Annotated in this window: 16 protein-coding genes; 14 read left to right on the forward strand and 2 right to left on the reverse strand. The window is 26.4% G+C overall.

Annotation, left to right across the window (positions count from 1 at the left end):
• From RWY47_RS09525 to RWY47_RS09545, 5 genes are all read left to right on the forward strand, one after another.
• On the forward strand, positions 1-701 hold a 701-nt coding region (locus tag RWY47_RS09525), incomplete at its 5' end, for a hypothetical protein (protein WP_316030309.1).
• An 11-nt stretch (positions 702-712) separates the two neighbouring features.
• Positions 713-1,594 (forward strand): ABC transporter ATP-binding protein, encoded by an 882-nt coding sequence (locus tag RWY47_RS09530; protein ID WP_168931354.1) that lies wholly within the window; start codon positions 713-715, stop codon positions 1,592-1,594.
• 11 nt (positions 1,595-1,605) lie between these two features.
• Positions 1,606-2,763 carry a hypothetical protein gene (locus tag RWY47_RS09535; RefSeq protein ID WP_224170622.1) on the forward strand — a complete coding sequence of 386 codons (1,158 nt, stop codon included), beginning with the start codon at positions 1,606-1,608 and terminating at the stop codon, positions 2,761-2,763.
• 101 nt (positions 2,764-2,864) lie between these two features.
• Positions 2,865-3,398 carry a GNAT family N-acetyltransferase gene (locus RWY47_RS09540; protein ID WP_150842695.1) on the forward strand — a complete coding sequence of 178 codons (534 nt, stop codon included), beginning with the start codon at positions 2,865-2,867 and terminating at the stop codon, positions 3,396-3,398.
• A 130-nt stretch (positions 3,399-3,528) separates the two neighbouring features.
• On the forward strand, positions 3,529-4,434 hold the full coding sequence (locus RWY47_RS09545; protein WP_150842696.1) for a hypothetical protein: 906 nt from the start codon (positions 3,529-3,531) through the stop codon (positions 4,432-4,434).
• Positions 4,435-4,464: 30 nt separating this feature from the next.
• Here RWY47_RS09545 and RWY47_RS09550 read toward each other — a convergent pair whose 3' ends face one another.
• Positions 4,465-5,151: a lysoplasmalogenase gene (locus RWY47_RS09550; protein ID WP_224170623.1), complete on the reverse strand. Its 687-nt coding sequence runs from the start codon at positions 5,149-5,151 to the stop codon at positions 4,465-4,467.
• Between the two features lie 211 nt (positions 5,152-5,362).
• Here RWY47_RS09550 and RWY47_RS09555 point away from each other — a divergent pair, with 211 nt between their 5' ends.
• From RWY47_RS09555 to RWY47_RS09580, 6 genes are all read left to right on the forward strand, one after another.
• The gene (locus tag RWY47_RS09555; protein ID WP_224170624.1) at positions 5,363-6,076 is read left to right on the forward strand and encodes a hypothetical protein; all 714 of its coding nucleotides are present in this window, start codon (positions 5,363-5,365) and stop codon (positions 6,074-6,076) included.
• Between the two features lie 126 nt (positions 6,077-6,202).
• Positions 6,203-6,706 (forward strand): PH domain-containing protein, encoded by a 504-nt coding sequence (locus tag RWY47_RS09560; protein ID WP_150842697.1) that lies wholly within the window; start codon positions 6,203-6,205, stop codon positions 6,704-6,706.
• Between the two features lie 2 nt (positions 6,707-6,708).
• Complete coding sequence (locus RWY47_RS09565) at positions 6,709-8,202, forward strand: PH domain-containing protein (RefSeq protein WP_224170625.1); 1,494 nt, start codon at positions 6,709-6,711, stop codon at positions 8,200-8,202.
• A gap of 318 nt (positions 8,203-8,520) precedes the next feature.
• Complete coding sequence (nrdE, locus tag RWY47_RS09570) at positions 8,521-10,620, forward strand: class 1b ribonucleoside-diphosphate reductase subunit alpha (protein WP_142730086.1); 2,100 nt, start codon at positions 8,521-8,523, stop codon at positions 10,618-10,620.
• Between the two features lie 11 nt (positions 10,621-10,631).
• Positions 10,632-11,603, forward strand: a complete 972-nt coding sequence (gene nrdF / locus RWY47_RS09575; protein WP_025161938.1) for a class 1b ribonucleoside-diphosphate reductase subunit beta — start codon at positions 10,632-10,634, stop codon at positions 11,601-11,603.
• Positions 11,604-11,717: 114 nt separating this feature from the next.
• Entirely contained in the window at positions 11,718-12,620 is a 903-nt protein-coding gene (locus RWY47_RS09580; RefSeq protein ID WP_025161937.1) for a CPBP family intramembrane glutamic endopeptidase, read from the forward strand.
• Positions 12,621-12,667: 47 nt separating this feature from the next.
• On the opposite strand, the gene RWY47_RS09585 is transcribed toward RWY47_RS09580, so the two are convergent.
• Positions 12,668-13,489: an AraC family transcriptional regulator gene (locus RWY47_RS09585; RefSeq protein ID WP_142730084.1), complete on the reverse strand. Its 822-nt coding sequence runs from the start codon at positions 13,487-13,489 to the stop codon at positions 12,668-12,670.
• A 211-nt stretch (positions 13,490-13,700) separates the two neighbouring features.
• Between RWY47_RS09585 and ebgA the strand changes: the two genes are divergently transcribed.
• From ebgA to RWY47_RS18085, 3 genes are all read left to right on the forward strand, one after another.
• Positions 13,701-16,769 (forward strand): beta-galactosidase subunit alpha, encoded by a 3,069-nt coding sequence (gene ebgA, locus RWY47_RS09590; RefSeq protein ID WP_224170626.1) that lies wholly within the window; start codon positions 13,701-13,703, stop codon positions 16,767-16,769.
• A 130-nt stretch (positions 16,770-16,899) separates the two neighbouring features.
• Positions 16,900-17,424: a galactokinase family protein gene (locus tag RWY47_RS18080; RefSeq protein ID WP_332842064.1), complete on the forward strand. Its 525-nt coding sequence runs from the start codon at positions 16,900-16,902 to the stop codon at positions 17,422-17,424.
• 12 nt (positions 17,425-17,436) lie between these two features.
• Positions 17,437-18,066, forward strand: a complete 630-nt coding sequence (locus RWY47_RS18085; protein WP_332842065.1) for a hypothetical protein — start codon at positions 17,437-17,439, stop codon at positions 18,064-18,066.
• Positions 18,067-18,075 lie beyond the last annotated feature (9 nt).

An 18,075-nucleotide genomic window follows, 5' to 3' on the forward strand; every position in this document is an offset into this window, starting at 1 on the left:
AATTAAGACATTATATGCCACAAAATAAAAATGAAGAAATAATTAAAAATGAAAATATGGATTTATATAGTAAAGTTAGAACTAGTATAGGATTGTTAAAAATGCAATTTAAGATATTTAATAAGTTGTACTTAATTGCATCTATAATACTTGTTTTATGTGGAGTAATTGGAACTATAAAACTTAATTTAAATCCATACTTATGTGCATACACTGTATCTCCTATACCAATACTTATTGGGTTAGCTGAAATATTGCGAGGAAAAGAAGAAAATATGTGGGAGTTAGAATTAAGCTATAAATATTCATTTAGAGAAATACTATTTGCAAAGTTAGTAATAATATCTACAACGGCTATAGCTTTAACTTTAGTAACTAGTTTAATATTAACAGGAACTTATTCTGAAGTTAGCTTGTTAAGGATAATAAATATATGTTTAATTCCAACTTGCTTTATATCATTAATATCACTGATATTAGCATCTATCTATAGGGGAATGAACAGTATAGTATTATCTACAAGTATGTGGATGGTTGTAAGCAATATGGTAGATAACGACACTATTAACTATATAGTAAATGTAAAGAACTATAAGTTGTTTTTAGTCCTTATATTGCTATTTGTACTTACAATTATTGCATCAAAATTATTTTATAAAAAAAGTATAAACTTTATAGATTATAAAAACTTAGATTTTTAGGGGGAAATTAAATGGAATTAGTATTAAAAAATATAAATAAATCATTTAAAGATAAAATAGCAGTAAGTGATTTTAATGTGACTTTAAATAATGGTATATACGGTTTATTAGGACCTAATGGAGCAGGAAAAACATCTCTTATGAGAATAATAGCTGATGTTTCAAATGCAACTAGTGGAGAAGTATACTTAAATGGAAAAAGTAAATCTGAATTAGGGTCAGATTATAGAAGTTTGCTTGGATACTTACCACAAGATGTAGGATTTTACAAAACATTTACGGCACAAAAATTTTTAGAGTATGTATCTACCTTAAAAGGTTTGGAAAAAGAATATTCAAAAGTAAAAATAGATGAACTTTTAAAATTTGTGAACCTAGAAAAAGATAGAAATAGAAAAATAGGTAAATTTTCAGGAGGTATGAAGCAAAGATTAGGAATTGCTCAAGCACTTTTAAATGATCCAAAAGTTTTAATATTAGATGAACCAACTGCAGGTCTAGATCCTAATGAAAGAATAAGATTTAAAAATTTAATATCTGAGATATCAAAAGATAAAATAGTAATATTATCTACTCATATAGTTTCAGATGTAGAGTTTATATCAAATGAAATAATTATTATGAAAGATGGTAAATTAGTTGAAAAAGACACTCCAAATGAACTTTTAAAGAGTATTAAAGGGAAAGTACATAGCTTAAGAATAAGAGAAGATATGCTTCATAAAGTTCAAAATGAATTTAAAGTTTCTAATATAGTAAGGGAGAAAGACCATATTCTAGTTAGAGTTGTAGGTCATGAAAATATACATATAAAAGATGTTGATGTAATAGATGAAAATCCTAGTTTGGAAGATTTGTTTTTATATTACTTTGATGAAAAGATTAGCTTTTAGGGGGAATAGTTATGAAGGAGTTAATAAAATTTGAATTATATAAGATATTTTCTAAAAAATCAGTGTTAGTGTTAATATTAATATGCATAATATCATCTGTATTACCATCTATAAGTGATTATTTAGACATAAAGGAAAAAGGATTAAAAAGTTATGAAAATATAAAAAAATTAGGACAGGAATATGAAGGACAAGTTATAACTGAAGAAAAAAAGGATTATTTAGAAAAGAATGATATACAGATAAGAGAAAAAGATAATAAAGGAGAATATGTTACAGATAAAGAGAGAGTATCAGCGTATGGTATAAATGATTTTTATATGTGGGTAAACCCTGAATATTTGATAAATAATAGATTTTATAAATTTGATGATATAAAAAAAGAGATTGCTAAATTAGAAAAAGATGGAGATAAAAGTAGTTATGAATATAAAGAATTTAAATATATACATGATTTAATTGAAAAAAAACCAATACCTAAATTTTACTTTAAATTTGGTTGGAACAATGCAACAGAATTTAATATAAATCCACTGTGGATGGCTATTTTGATAATTGTATCCATATGTACTATATTTAGTAATGAATATCAAAGTAACACTGCATCAATAATATTTAGTTCAAAAAATGGACAAGGAAGATTAACGCTAGCAAAAGTTATATCGGGTTTATTATTCTCTACAATAATATTTTTGGTTATAAATGGGATACAAGTTGCTATCCTGGGTATGCATGGCTTTGATGGATGGAATTTACCATTAGGATTTTTACCTAGTTATGCAAGGACACCATATATTATGAATATAGGGACATTTTATATGATGGGGTTATTGGTTAGCTATATAGGAGTTGTATTATTTACATTATTAGTTATGTTAGTATCATTAATTAGCAAAAATGATATGATATCCTTTGCAATCAATGTAGTGATATTACTAGGACCTGGATTTTTAGCTAAAATTATGCCTACATATATGTTGACTAAGATTTTTATGGAATTAAATATAGAAAACTTAATAGGACCAATAAGTATGTTTGGAAATATAAGTACCTACAATATATTTGGAAATCCTACACTATACTTAAATGTCATAGTTTCAATTGGGATTGTAAGTATACCTATAGTATTATATCTAATATATAAACTAGGTAAAAGACAAGTTGTGTAAACTTTAATTATAATTAATAATTCCAATTTAAAATATTACATAAGGTAATTATATTTGATATACTTTATGTAATATTTTTTTACGCTTAAGGAGGAAATAGAGTGGGTATAAATATTAGAAAAGAACAGTTGAAAGATAGAGAAGAAATATATAATCTAATAAAGGAATCATTTAAAAGTGCAGAGCACTCTGATGGAAGTGAACAAGATTTGGTAAATAGACTTAGAAACTCAGATAGTTATATACAAGAGTTATCACTTGTAGCAACTTGTGATAAAACTATAGTTGGGCATATTATGTTTACTAAAATATCAATAGAAAACAACGACTTAAAGACAGAATCACTTGCATTAGCTCCACTTTCGGTATTACCTAAATATCAAAGACAAGGAATAGGTAGTAAGTTAATAAGTGAAGGCTTACGTATTGCGAAAAGCTTAGGGTATAATTCGGTTGTAGTTCTTGGAAGTGAAAAATACTATCCAAAATTTGGATTTAAAGAAGCTAAAGAATTTGGAGTAAATCCACCATTTGATGTACCAAGCGAAAACTTTATGGTTATAGAGCTTGAACCAACTTCATTAAAAACTGTAAATGGAGTAGTTAAGTATGCAAAAGAGTTTTTTGAAGCTTAAGAATTAAATAATTTGCAACCAAAATTCTATCTTACAAAAGTGTAACTTAAATGTAATTTATATAGATACTAAAAACTTTATAATTAGTATATTATTATTACATAAAGATAAAGAAAGGTTGCAGATAGTCATGAAAATATTAAAATTTCAAGAATTTAAATATTTTTACAAGCAAAAAGAGAATTTAAGACTAGTATATATAACTATGGCTATACTTTTAGCAGCCATAGCATGTACAAGTACTATACTTTTAGTTGTTAGTAATAAAATAGAAACAAAGAAATCAGATTATCCATTTATATTAAACTATATGTCTTCAAGCTACAATTATATGAATGATGAGCAATTATCATCTATTGAAGATACATTAAATGAATCAGGCTATAAATATCAAAAAACAGATTATAAGTTATTAAATATAAATAACGAAGGTAAGTATGCAATAAAGAACTCAGAATTTAATAAATTAGCAAAACAACTTAATTTAGATACGGTTAACTTAGGAGTAAATGAAACTTTAATTGTACCAAGGTTTGATAATGAAAAATATAAAAATAAAATAAGCAAATTTAAAGATTTTGATATAGGTCTTTATAATTTAAATGTAAAAGGTATTGCTACAGGAAAAATACTTCCAAAAGGTGTTGGAATATGGGTTGTAGTAGTAAATGATAAAATATATTCACAGTTAGAAAAAGACTTTGGGAATACTACAGTTAATGTAACTGGATATGATTATAATAACTGGGAAAAAAGTTCTAAAGTAGATGAAACAATACAAAATAAACTAAAAAATGCTTCAATAAATAATTATGAAAAAAGACAAAATTATGATTCGTTTTTTAGCTTACCAAAACTTTTTGAAAATAACTCAAGTATTGATAATAAAGCATTTTGTATAGATGTTTTTGTATCTATAGTATTTATGTTAACAAGTATTAGCTTTTTATATTACAATTTCTATAAAAATATGAAAGTAAAAGAAATAAAAGAAGATAAAAATATTGAAATTCCTAAATTATCATTTAATGTATAACAAAAAAAGGTTTAAGTATTAAATTAATACTTAAACCTTTTTTACATGGAATACACTTAGTGCAATTAGAGCTTGAGCACTATAGTAAACTAATAAATTTAACGCTCCAAGAATTTTAGGTGAATTTTTATAAAAATAATCAAAAGCTAATATTAAATCAGATAGTACAAATAACAATGCACCTATTGTAACTATTAAAATATCAAAGCTAAAGCTATTTGATAAATACAAATTTAATGATTGAGCAAACATAAAACTAATAACTATAGCGTAAAAAGCCACATAATTAAACATTCCTTTAAAATCTAATCCTTTTATGGACTTTAAAAATAATAGAGAAATAGATGATAAAATTAGTGTGAAAATTATAGTGTATATGCTAAAATCACTAATTGATATAAAACCTACAGAAAAAAATATATGTGCAAAGCTAAAACTTAAAAGGCCATATATAAAGTTTTTACTCATAGTAGATTCGCTTTCTTTTGCATATATAAGAAAAACATCTCCAAATAATGAAAATATAAGACCTAATAATATAAATATGAAATATGCAAAGTTAGTATTATTTTCAATGTATCCACTTATAGCAATAAATACAAATAATATACTAGTTATTGTTTTAGATATTCCACGATAATTTTTATAAGGTTTGTACGTGAAATATAATAAGAATGTTAAAGAAATAAACATAAAAAGTAACAATAAGTAAGTCATAAAATCCCTCCCTGGTTAAATTTTCCTCTATATAAAACTATAGTATCATACTATGCATTAAACATTAAATAAAAAACAATATAATTAAAATATATAATTTATAATATAAAAATTATATATGTGGTTAAATATGCTTCTTGAAAATAAGTTGTTTTTAATGTAATGTATTACTATGTGAAATTTTAACAATAAAATTTAAGGAGATTTAAAAGTGACTTATATAAATGCAAAAAGTAAATATTTAATAAATGTAAAAAATATTAAGGTAAAGCATAAATTTGATACATTAGTAACAAAATCGGTTAATATAACAGAAGATCAAATTGAAGAATGTAAAAAATATGCTGAAAAATATATAGAAGAATCTAATGATTATAAAGTATTAGTACCAGCATCTGTCAAAGATGAAAAAATGCAAAAAGAAATTGCAAAACAAATAGTATTTGCAGACAAGATAGGAGAATGTGCAGTTTTAAATTATTTTAAATATAGGGGTCTTAAGCCAGATACCTTAAAAAGTAATAAAATAGGTATAAAAACTTATATAGACAAAGATATTCATAATAGACTTATAATAGATAAAAAAGAAATCGAATCAAAAAATAAAAACCAATATTATATTGGAGCACATCTAAATCTAGAAGTTGAAGATAAAAAACATCCAATTAAAAAATATTTAGTTAAAAATATTTATGATATAAAAAGAGTTCAATTATATGGATATTTAGAAACTAAATTTATAGAGAGTTTAAGATATGAAGTTGTAAATAAAAAGGATGGAAAGAAAGAATATAAGTTCTATACTAAAAAAGCTTCTAATTATGAAAAGAAAGATAAGTATGCTAATTTTGGGTTTGATTGTAAATGGTATTACTTAGATAGAGTTATGGATATAGAAGGATTAGTAATGAAAATAAAGAAATAGTTTATAAATTTTGACTAAAAAAGATTAACTTTAATTAATAAAAGTTAATCTTTTTTTGTAAGTTGAATTATTATTTGATATATGATATTTTAGGAAAAGATTAACAAATTTTCATGGGGGTTAGATATGGATAAAAAACTTAGTAATAAAGCTATTAAATCTTGGATTATAGGAAGAACAATTGGATTAATAATCTTTATATCTATTTATTTAGTGTTAAGATTAGTTCTACCTATACTTGAGATAAATACAGTTAACTATATTCTTGACAACTATATATTATGGATAAACATGATTATATTGATTATTGTTGTTTTAATTTCAATATCCGCATACATAGAACCATTCTTTGAATATAAGCAATGGAGTTATAGGATAAATGAAGAAGAAATATCTTTTACTGAAGGAATATTTTTAAAGAGAAGTGTCACAATTCCAATTGTACGAATTCAAAATGTAAACTTATCAGAGGGACCTATAAATAGAAAATTTAATTTAGCTGATGTTAAGATTGGAACTGCAGGTGGAAGCTATAAAATTCCTAATCTTGATAAAGAAGAAGTCGAGAAAATTAGAGAGTTTTTAAAGATTAAAATCAATGAAAATGTTAGAGAGGAGCTTGATGCATAATTATGAATGAAGAACTTAATGACAATAAAACTAATTATGAAAATAAAAGCTTCACAAATGAAAACATAAAAATAAGAAATAATTGGAAGAGTTTAATTTATAAGCTTATAAAAGGGACTATCAGCAATTTTGGACTAGGTGTACTTTTTATAGTATTTCTAAAACAATGGTTTTGGATAGCGATAGTGTTGTTTGTAGTTTTAGAGATTATATTTTCAATAATAGGATGGAAGTATGAGTATATAAGTATAAAAGATAATGAAATACATTATTATAAGGGAATATTTTCAAAGGAAACATTAATAATACCAAAGAAAAGTTTTAAGTCTATGGATATATCACAGAATTTGATAGAAAGATTATTAGCATATAAAATTGTTAAAATAGAAAGTCCTTCAAAAGATTTTGGTATAGACGATATAAAAATGAGTTTGAATAATGAACAAATTGATATACTAAAATCTTTTTCTCTTAATAATTTGAATAAGGAATGCTTAGGTGATGTAAATGAAGAGTATGTAGTTAATAATATAAAAGACAATGAAGAGTCTAAAGAAATAAAAGAAAAAAAGATAGAAACTAAAAAGTTAGTTATATATGGGTTTACAAGTTTTAACTTATTTGTTGCATTGATTTTTATTTTTAATATCTTAGGAAAGCTAGATGATTTTATAAGTTCAGACTACTTATCAAATATTATAGATGGAGCTTTTAAAAATAATTCGCAAAGTATGACTATTTTATTGATTGTTGCGGGACTTTTAATTTTCTTAATCATACTAAAACTTATTGCAACTGTATATTATGTTGTTAAGTACTATAACTTTACTTTATTAAAAGAGAACAACAATATAAAGATAGCTTATGGTTTATTTAGTACAAAAGAGTTTTCATTTAAAGATAATAATATAAAACTTATCAAAATTAAATCAAATCCAATAAGACAATTTTTAAATATATATGAATTAAATTTAATTATTAAAGGTTATACAGGCGAAGGAAATGAGAAAATTATAATGTATCCAATAGGATCTTTAAATGAAATTAATGATGTTATAAAAGAATTTATTCCAGAATGGAGCTTTAAAGGAACTGGGAATGGGATAGAAAAGGGTAAATTCTCTATTTTAATAAAGCCAGTTTTGTTAATTTTTATTACTTCTATAGTGTGTTATTTAATACTAAAAACACAATGGGTTTGGTTTATTAATTTAACTATTATATTAACTTTGATAAACTCTGCACTTAAAATAAGAAATTTAAACATTAGTGTGGATAATAAAAAAGTGAGAGCTGTAAACGGGGGATTATTTAGGACTATACATATTTTAAGAGGAAGAGATATACAAGCTGTTGAATTTAAAACGAATCCTATTCAATCTAAAAATAATGTAGGTAAGATTACTATTGATTATTACAGTGAATCATCAGAAGAAATAAAATTAATGTATATGAATAAAAATTATGTTGAGAAATTAATTGAAGCTTCTAAATGATAATAAAAAAAGGTTGTGAGAAAATCTCACAACCTTTTTTATGGGCTAGCGTATACTTATGTCTGAGCATAAGTTCCCACTGATATTTATTATAATATAAACTATTGTTAATGTAAAGATAAAATTTTATTTTAAAAAATTTTTAAAACTGAAAACCTTGGAAAATCTATAAGATATTAATATAAAAAAATTAAAGTAAATAATATTAGATTAAGATAAATAAAAATGGTGTATATACAATATGTAGTACAATGAAAATAGTTTTATTACTATATATTGTATTTAAAATATTTATCTATTTTGCAAAGGTGGGAAAAAATGAAGTATATTAAACTCAACAATGAAGTAATAATCAAAGATAAAAATGGAAAATATCAACTAGAAAAAGATATAGAGGCATTAAATAGTTATTTAGATGAACACATTTATCCAAGAATGAAAAAGTTTAATACATTTGAAGAGCGATTAACTTTTTTATTAGAAAATAGCTATTATTCAAAAGACATAATAGATAAATACTCTATAAAATTTATAAAAGAGACTTATAAGGCGATAGAAAATGAAAATTTCTCGTTTAAATCATATATGAGTGCGAATAAATTTTATCAAAATTATGCACTTAAAAGTAATGATGGAAAAGAAATATTAGAAAACTACAATGATAAAGTTTTAATAGTTGCATTAGCATTAGGAGATGGAAATGAAGACTTAGCTTTAAACTTAGCTATAAAGCTTATAAGACAAGAATTCCAACCAGCTACACCAACATTTTTAAATGCAGGTAGACAAAGAGCTGGAGAAATGGTTTCTTGTTTTTTAATATCAGTAGAAGATAGTACAGAAGGAATATCTTATGCAGTATCTTCATCTAATCACTTATCAAAAATAGGTGGTGGAGTTGCACTAAATTTATCTAGACTTAGAGCTAGCAAGGAACCTATAAAAGATATAGATGGAGCTGCTGGAGGTGTGGTTGGAGTTGCAAAAATGTTAGAACAATCTTTTACATACTTTAATCAAATGGGAGCAAGGCAAGGAGCAGGAGCAGCTTATTTAACAGTTTTTCATCCAGATTTTGAGATGTTAATGGATACTAAAAAAATAAATGCTGATGAAAAAATAAGATTAGCATCATTATCTTTAGGTGCAATTATACCCGATAAATTTATGGAGTTAGCGGAAAAAAATGAAATTGCATATGCTTTTTATCCTCATTCTGTTTACAAAAAATATGGAGTACACTTAGATGAAATATACATGGATGAATGGTATGACAAGTTAGTTGAAGATAATGACATAATAAAAAAAGAAATAAATCCAAGACAAATGCTAACTAAAATAGCACAGATGCAACAAGAAAGTGGATATCCATATGTAGTATTTATAGATACAGCAAATAAAGAACATGTACTAAAAGATGTAGGCATGATAAAAATGTCAAATTTATGTTGTGAGATATTCCAATATCAGACACCTTCAGATATAAAAGGATATGGAGGAAATAATGTATGGGGGCAAGATATAAGTTGTAATTTAGGGTCTTTAAATATAGCAAATGTTATGGATAATAAAGATATTGAATCAACAGTGAATACAGCTATAAGAGCATTATCTTTTGTATCAGATAATACAAATATAAATGAAGTTCCAACTATAAAAAATGGAAATAAAGCATCACATGCAATAGGACTTGGAGCGATGAATTTACATGGGTATTTAGTTAGAGAAAATATACTATATACTTCTAAAGAAGCTATAGATTTTTCAAATGTATTTTTTGCTATGATACGATATTATGCTATAAAAGCTTCTATGGAACTTTCTATAGAAAAGAAGACTACATTTGATGGATTTGAAAATTCGGAATATGCTAAAGGTATTAAAAGTAAAGTTCTTTCAAAATACTATACAGAATCTTATTTACCTAAAACAGACAAAGTAAAGTCATTATTTGAAGGTATATATATACCAACGACTAAAGACTGGGCTAATCTTTTAGATAAAGTAAAGGAAAATGGAATATATAATGCATATTTAACAGCGATAGCTCCAACACAAAGTATAAGTTATGTGCAAAATGCAACTTCAAGTATAATGCCAATTATGGAACCTGTTGAAGTTAGAACCTATGGAGATTCTACAACTATTTATCCTATGCCATTTTTAACTAATGAAAATATGCTTTATTATCAATCAGCATATAGAATGGATATGAAACATGTAATAGATGTTGTATCTACAGTTCAACAGCATGTTGACCAAGGAATATCTACTACACTGTTTGTAACAGATGATAAAACAACTAGAGATATAGCTAGATATTATATATATGCATATAAAAAAGGATTGAAAAGTTTATATTACACAAGAACAAAGATGACAAGAGACACAAATGAGTGTTTAATGTGTTCAGTATAGGGGGATTTTATATGACATTTAAGGCAAATGCAATACACAAAGCTGTAAACTGGAATGTTGAAGATGATGGTTTTACACAAGCGTTTTGGGATCAAAATGTAAAACAGTTTTGGCTACCAGAAGAAATATCTGTTTCTAAGGATTTAAAAACTTGGGCAGATTTAAGTGAAAGTGAAAAAGAATTATACAAAAAAGTTTTAGCAGGACTTACGTTATTAGATACAAAACAAGGAAATAATGGAGTTCCGTCTATGATGAGTTTAACTGATAACCTTCAAAGAAAAGCTGTTTTATCTTTTATGGGAACAATGGAAGAAATACATGCCAAAAGCTACTCATCTATATTTATGACACTTTTAACTACTCCTCAAATAGAGGACTTGTTTAATTGGATAGAAACAGAACCAACATTACAAAAAAAAGCTGATTTAATATTAGCTCAATACGAAAATACTAATGATCAAAGAAGTCTATACCTATCTATGGTAACGAGTGTGTTTTTAGAAAGTTTCTTGTTCTATTCAGGATTCTTTTACCCGTTATACTTAGCTGGTCAAGGTAAGATGGTTGCAAGTGGAGAAATAATATCTTTAATACTTAGAGATGAATCTTTACATGGCAAATATATAGGGCTTTTAGCTCAAGAAATATATGATAGTTTTAACGATGAAGATAAATTAGAGTTAAAGAACAATGTGTATAAGATATTTAAAAATTTAATGGACAATGAAATAGAGTATACAAAAAAGATTTATAACGAAAGTGGACTTGTTGAAGAAGTTATAACATTCTTACAGTATAATGCTAATAGAGCTTTAGAAAATTTAGGGTTTGATAAGTATTATGAGGTAGGAAAAATAAATCCTATAGTTTTAAATGGATTAAGCACTGAAACTAAATCACATGATTTCTTTTCAACTAAAGGTAATGGATATCAAAAAGGAATTTATGAAGAACTAGAGGATGAGGATTTTATTATATAGCAAATAAAAAGATAGGTCTAATAAGATCTATCTTTTTACTTTATATTGCGGAACACTTTTCTATCTGTTATAGTATATATATAACAAATAGAACTTATAAAGGAGGTTGAATTTATGAAAAAAGTAAAGACTTTTTTAGCTATAACATTTATATTAACTTGGGTTATAGCGTTTGGACTTATGATACAAGATGGATATAAAAATCCATATGCTATTGTAATTATAATGGGATGCATGTTTATGCCAGCTATAGGAGTTATATTAACAACGATAATAACAAAAGGTAGTATTAAAGATGTGTGGATTAAACCAAATTTAAAGGGAAATATAAAATATTACTTAATTGCATGGCTTTTACCATTTTTACTTATAATTTTGGGAATTGTAGTATATTACTTAGTATTCCCTGGAAACTTTGATGGAAGTATGAGTACAATGATAAATGCAACAAAAGAACAATTATCTTCAGCAGGGCAGTCAATACCAAGTGACAATCAATTAAAAGCAATGCTATTGACTCAAATTGCTACATCTATTTTTGTAGCACCTGTAATAAACTTTATTCCATGTTTAGGTGAAGAACTTGGGTGGAGGGGATATTTACTTCCAAACTTATTAGAAAAATTCACACCACTAAAAGCAACTATCATAAGTGGAGTAATATGGGGAATATGGCATACTCCTATGATTGCTATGGGGCATAACTATGGGCTTGGCTATCCTACTGCACCTTGGGGTGGAATATTTGCAATGACAATATTTTGTATATTTGCAGGTTCAATTCTTTCTTATGTAACATTAAAAACTAAAAGCTGTATACCAGCAGTTATATCACACGCTATGATAAATGGATTTGCAGGAACTGGAGTGCTATTTATGAAAGGCAATATATCGAATCCATTTATAGGTCCTATGCCAATGGGAATTTTAGGAGGAATAGGAATTATACTAGGTGGTTTAGTATGTTATAAAATAATATCAAAAATGAATGCTAAAGGTAAATTATATAATTATTAGATAAAGTGTTTTGAAAGTAGTATATCAAATCTTTGATATACTACTTTTTATTTTATAAATAAATATCTATATTCAAGAGGTGTTAAACTAAGATTTCTTTTAAAAGTCTTTGAAAAGTGTGACTGAGAAGAAAAGCCAACTAAGTTGCTAATTTCATACACGGAGTAGCTACTTTTTCTTAGTAAATCGCATGCCTTTTTTAATTTATACTCAATTAGATATTGTTGAGGGGTAGTCATCATATGCAATTTAAATATTTTATAAAAGTGGCTTCTATCAATATTTAAAAAATCAGATATATCTGAAACAGAAATATTTTTATTAAAATTATTATCAATAAATTCCAGTGATTTAGATATATAACACTGAGATATGGATTTTTTTTGTAAAGACAAATTTGAATGTTCACTCATAAGTAATGATAGTATTTGGTATAAGTATCCTAGTGCATTAAACAAACTATTTGAATTGCAATTTAAATACACATTTTCAAATAATTTATCGACACTATTATCTTTATTATATTTAAAAATATAATTTTCATCTGAAAAACCACATAAACTAAAAAGCTCCTTTGCTTTAGAACCATTTACACCAATCCAACGATAAACCCAAGGATTTTCATTAGTAGGATAGTAATTGTTATCTGTGTTAGGTGGTATAAAAAAACCATCCCCAGCCTTTAAATGATGTACTTGGTCTTTTATAAAAAATAAACCTTCACCTTCAATTATATAATGTATTAAATAGTAATCTATATGTTCGTACTGATAAGGGTCTCTAGGTTCGCAATACTCAAATCCGCATTCAAATATATATAACTCTGAGCTTGGTTTTAAATCTGTTGAAAAAATTCCTATTTTATTCATAAAGATCCTTTCTTAAAAATGTTTTCCTAATATGAATTTAAATTAAAATTATGTAAGTGTCAATTTAAAATGCAACAATAATACAAATTATAGCAACATTAGAACATTGAGACACAATTCAAAAGTGTGTATTATAAAATTAAATAGGAAAATGATTTCTGGAAAAATAGGGGGATAACTAAATGAGTGAACTAAGAGAGGTAGAAGTTATATGAAGCTTTGGGAAAATATAAATATAGATGGTATAAATAGGCTAAATTCAAGAGCACATTTTTTAAGCTTTTCATCTGAAAAATTAGCGTTAATAGGAGAAAAAAAGTATACACATAACTATAAATGCTTAAACGGAAGTTGGAAATTTTTATTTTTAGATGCTCCTGAGTATTCGCCAGAAGGATTTTATAAAGAAGAATTTAAGACAGATAACTGGAATGATATAATAGTTCCTGGAAATTGGCAACTACAAGGATATGGTAAAATGCATTATTCTGATTTATGGTATAACTTCCCTATAAATCCTCCATATGTTCCTACAGAAAATCCAACTGGGATATACAAGAGAAATTTCTTTATAGATGAGTCTTGGATAAGTGAAAAAGTAATATTAAAGTTTAATGGAGTTGACTCTGCATATAATGTATGGATAAATGGACAAGAGGTAGGATATAGTAAAGGGGCTAGAATTCAATCAGAATTTGATATAACAGAGTATATAAGATGTGGAAATAATGAATGTTGTGTAAGAGTATATCAATGGAGTGATGGAACTTACTTAGAGGATCAAGATATGTGGTGGCTAAGTGGAATTTTTAGGGATGTAGAACTATACACTGAACCTTTGTTAGGGGTAGAGGATATAACTGTAGTTACAGATTTAGATGAAGACTATAATGATGGAACTTTAAATATTGATTTGAAATTTAGAAAATATGAAAACCAAAAGATTAAATTTGAGTTATTAGATATAAATAAGAAAGTTATTTTTGAAGAATTAGTAGATATTTATTCAAACTTTAAGTTTTCAAAAAATGTAAAAAGCCCTTTAAAATGGAGTGCAGAAGAACCTAACCTATATACATTGTTAATTAGTGTGTATAAAGACGAAGATATTGTTCAAGTTATACCTCAGAAGGTTGGATTTAGAAAAATTGAAATAAAAGGCGAGACATTTACAGTAAATGGAGTTGCTATAAAGTTTAAAGGTGTAAATAGGCATGATTATAATCCTAAAAATGGAAGAGTCGTTGCTAAAGAAGAAATAGAGAAAGATATAGTTTTAATGAAGCAACATAATATAAATGCAGTTAGAACAGCTCATTATCCTAATTCACATTATTTATATGACTTATGTGATGAGTATGGCTTATATGTAATAGATGAAACGGATTTAGAATGTCATGGTTTTGAGCTAACAGGAGACTATGCATGGATAAGTGATGATCCAAATTGGGAGTTAGCTCATGTAAGCAGACTAGAACGAATGATGAATAGAGATAAAAATCATCCATCTATATTAATGTGGTCTTTAGGAAATGAATCTTCATTTGGGTGTAACTTTAAAGCTATGGCTAAAAAATGTAAGGACTTAGACCCAACAAGAATTTTACATTATGAAGGAGATTTTAATGTACAAGAAGAAGATGGACCTGTATCAGAAGTGTATAGTACAATGTACACTTGGTTAGAAAGAGATAGTAACTTCACAATGGACACTATAATAAACGATATAAAGAAACCTCATATATTATGTGAATATTGCCATGCTATGGGAAATGGGCCAGGAAATTTAAAAGATTATCAAGATTTGTTTTACAAATATGACAAGTTACAAGGTGGATTTATATGGGAGTGGTTTGACCATGGAATACATACAGTAAATGAAAACGGAGAGGTTTACTATAGATATGGTGGAGATTTTGGAGATGATCCAAGTAATATTAACTTCTGTATAGATGGACTTATAATGCCAGATAGAACAGTTTCACCAGGACTTTTAGAATATAAGAAAGTTATAGAGCCTGCACAGACACTTCCTGTTGACTTAGAAAAAGGGTTAATAAAAGTTATAAATAGATATGATTTTAAGAATTTAAATTCATTAGATCTTATTTACAACATAAAGGAAGATGATAAAGTAATCCAAAGTGGAAGAGTATATATGCCATCTATAGAAGGAAGAAATGATTGTGAAATAAAACTTCCTTATAATTTAGATTTCAAAAAAGTTGATGGAGCCAATTACTATTTAAATATATCGTATGTATTGAATAAAGATTGTACTTGGGCAAAGTCAGGATATGAGTTAGCTACAGCACAATTTGAACTACCAATAAAAACTAAGAAAGTTAAAATTGATCCAAAAGGTAATCTTGAAGTTATTAAAGAACATTGCAAATTGATAGTTAAAGGAGAAAGTTTCCAAGTAGATTTTGACTTAGTAAAAGGGAATATACTAAATATAACCAAAGATGGATATAAAATACTGGAAGATGGACCTAAATTAAATTTCTGGAGAGCTCCGATAGACAATGATATGTATATTGTAGAAGACTACAAGAAAAAATATTTCATGCACTTAATGCATGAAGTTGTTAGAAATATTGAGTATAGTTTAGATAATAATGTACTTACATTTAAAGTTGAAACTATTAATGGTACTACAAATTCTGCTTGGCACTATAAGTCAAATTATGAATACAAGGTATTTGGAAGTGGAGATATTTTAATTAATGTAAGTGGGGTACCAGCTGGAAAAATTGAAATGGCTCCAGATATGTTACCTAGAATAGGTCTTCAGATGAAACTAAATAAGGACTTAGAGAATGTTAAGTATAAAGGGAGAGGACCTGGGGAGTCATATTCAGATACTAAAGAAGCTAATTTATTTGGTATATATGAAAATACAGTTGAAGGGTTATTCACAAATTATGTAAAACCACAAGAAAATGGAAATATAAGTGACTGTTCTTGGGTTAGTTTAAAAAATGATAGAGGTATGAGTTTGATGGCTATAGCAAAAGATAAGTTTGATTTCAGTGCTTCTTATTATGAAGATACAGATTTAGAGTATGCTAAACATACTGTAGATTTACAAAAAAGAGATTATATAGTATTTAATATAGATTATAAACAAAATGCTGTGGGAACTAACTCATGTGGACAATGGCAGTTAGATAAATATAGATGTAAATTTGAAGAGTTTAATTTAGATTTTAGACTAACTATATTTAATAATAAAGAGATTAGTGAGATTAATTTAGGAAGAGAAGTTATAATATAAGTTTAATATAAAATATAGTTAATCACTAAGTCTATAGAATATATATAATAAGAACTTAGTGAGTTAACTATATTTTTTTACCATTAACTACAAAGTTAATAGATACTACATTTAAATAGGGGGATTTAAAATGAAGGAAAAAGTAACAGTTTTATTTAAAGACATTTTTGGAGAAAGAGAAAACATAAGAGTGTTTTTTTCCCCAGGAAGAGTGAATTTAATAGGAGAACATACCGATTATAATGGAGGTAATGTTTTTCCTTGTGCATTGAGCTTTGGAACTTATGGAGCAATATCTATAAGGAATGATAAAGTTATAAATATGTATTCTAAGAACTTCGATAAATTAGGTATAATAAGTTTTAATATAGATGAATTAAAAAATGAAGACAAAGATGACTGGGCAAATTACCCTAAAGGGGTTTTATATACATTAAAAAAACATGGGTATGAAATAGAGTGTGGATTTGATATGGTAGTATACGGAAATATTCCAAATGGAGCAGGATTATCATCATCAGCATCTATAGAGTTATTGATGGGGGTTATGGTTAATGATGTACTAGATTTAGGAATAGATAGAATTGACTTAGTTAAATTTTGTCAGGAAGCTGAAAATAAGTTTATAGGAGTAAACTGTGGAATCATGGATTAGTTTGCTATAGGTATGGGAAAATCAGATAGTGCAATTTTACTAGATTGTAATAGTTTAGATTATAAATATTCAAAGTTAGAATTAAATGATAATGTAATAGTAATAGGAAACACAAATAAAAGAAGAGGGCTTGCGGATTCAAAATATAATGAAAGAAGAAATGAATGTGAAAAAGCTTTAAAAGAATTAAAAACAAAGCTCAATATAAATCATTTAGGAGATCTTAGCGAAGAAGAATTTGAAGAAAATAAACACCTAATAAGTAACCCTATAAACAAAAAGAGAGCAAAGCACGCAGTTTATGAAAATCAAAGGACATTAAAGGCTGTAGAAGCACTAAAAAACGATGATATACATACATTTGGAAAGCTTATGGTAGAATCACATGATTCACTTAAAAATGATTATGAAGTAACGGGAAAGGAATTAGACACTTTGGTTGAACTTGCATTAGAACATAAAGCAACTATAGGCTCAAGAATGACAGGGGCAGGTTTTGGAGGATGCACTGTATCTATTGTAAAAAAAGAATTGAAGGATTGTTTTATAAGCGAAGTTTCAAGACGTTACAAAGAAATAATAGGATATGAAGCTGATTTTTATGAAGCTGAAATAGGAAATGGAACTAAAGAACTGTTATAGGGGGGCATT

Source organism: Paraclostridium sp. MRS3W1, assembly GCF_032465715.1.
GTDB classification, from domain to species: Bacteria; Bacillota; Clostridia; order Peptostreptococcales; family Peptostreptococcaceae; genus Paraclostridium; species Paraclostridium dentum.

Bases quoted from the DNA above. Each gene is read 5' to 3' on its own strand.
- RWY47_RS09535 (WP_224170622.1), top strand. From the start codon at position 1,606: ATGAAGGAGTTAATAAAATTTGAATTATATAAGATATTTTCTAAAAAA.
- RWY47_RS18085 (WP_332842065.1), top strand. From the start codon at position 17,437: ATGGGAAAATCAGATAGTGCAATTTTACTAGATTGTAATAGTTTAGAT.
- ebgA (WP_224170626.1), top strand. From the start codon at position 13,701: ATGAAGCTTTGGGAAAATATAAATATAGATGGTATAAATAGGCTAAAT.
- RWY47_RS09580 (WP_025161937.1), top strand. From the start codon at position 11,718: ATGAAAAAAGTAAAGACTTTTTTAGCTATAACATTTATATTAACTTGG.
- RWY47_RS09550 (WP_224170623.1), bottom strand. From the start codon at position 5,151: ATGACTTACTTATTGTTACTTTTTATGTTTATTTCTTTAACATTCTTA.
- RWY47_RS09530 (WP_168931354.1), top strand. From the start codon at position 713: ATGGAATTAGTATTAAAAAATATAAATAAATCATTTAAAGATAAAATA.
- RWY47_RS09545 (WP_150842696.1), top strand. From the start codon at position 3,529: ATGAAAATATTAAAATTTCAAGAATTTAAATATTTTTACAAGCAAAAA.
- nrdF (WP_025161938.1), top strand. From the start codon at position 10,632: ATGACATTTAAGGCAAATGCAATACACAAAGCTGTAAACTGGAATGTT.
- RWY47_RS09565 (WP_224170625.1), top strand. From the start codon at position 6,709: ATGAATGAAGAACTTAATGACAATAAAACTAATTATGAAAATAAAAGC.
- RWY47_RS09560 (WP_150842697.1), top strand. From the start codon at position 6,203: ATGGATAAAAAACTTAGTAATAAAGCTATTAAATCTTGGATTATAGGA.
- nrdE (WP_142730086.1), top strand. From the start codon at position 8,521: ATGAAGTATATTAAACTCAACAATGAAGTAATAATCAAAGATAAAAAT.
- RWY47_RS18080 (WP_332842064.1), top strand. From the start codon at position 16,900: ATGAAGGAAAAAGTAACAGTTTTATTTAAAGACATTTTTGGAGAAAGA.
- RWY47_RS09585 (WP_142730084.1), bottom strand. From the start codon at position 13,489: ATGAATAAAATAGGAATTTTTTCAACAGATTTAAAACCAAGCTCAGAG.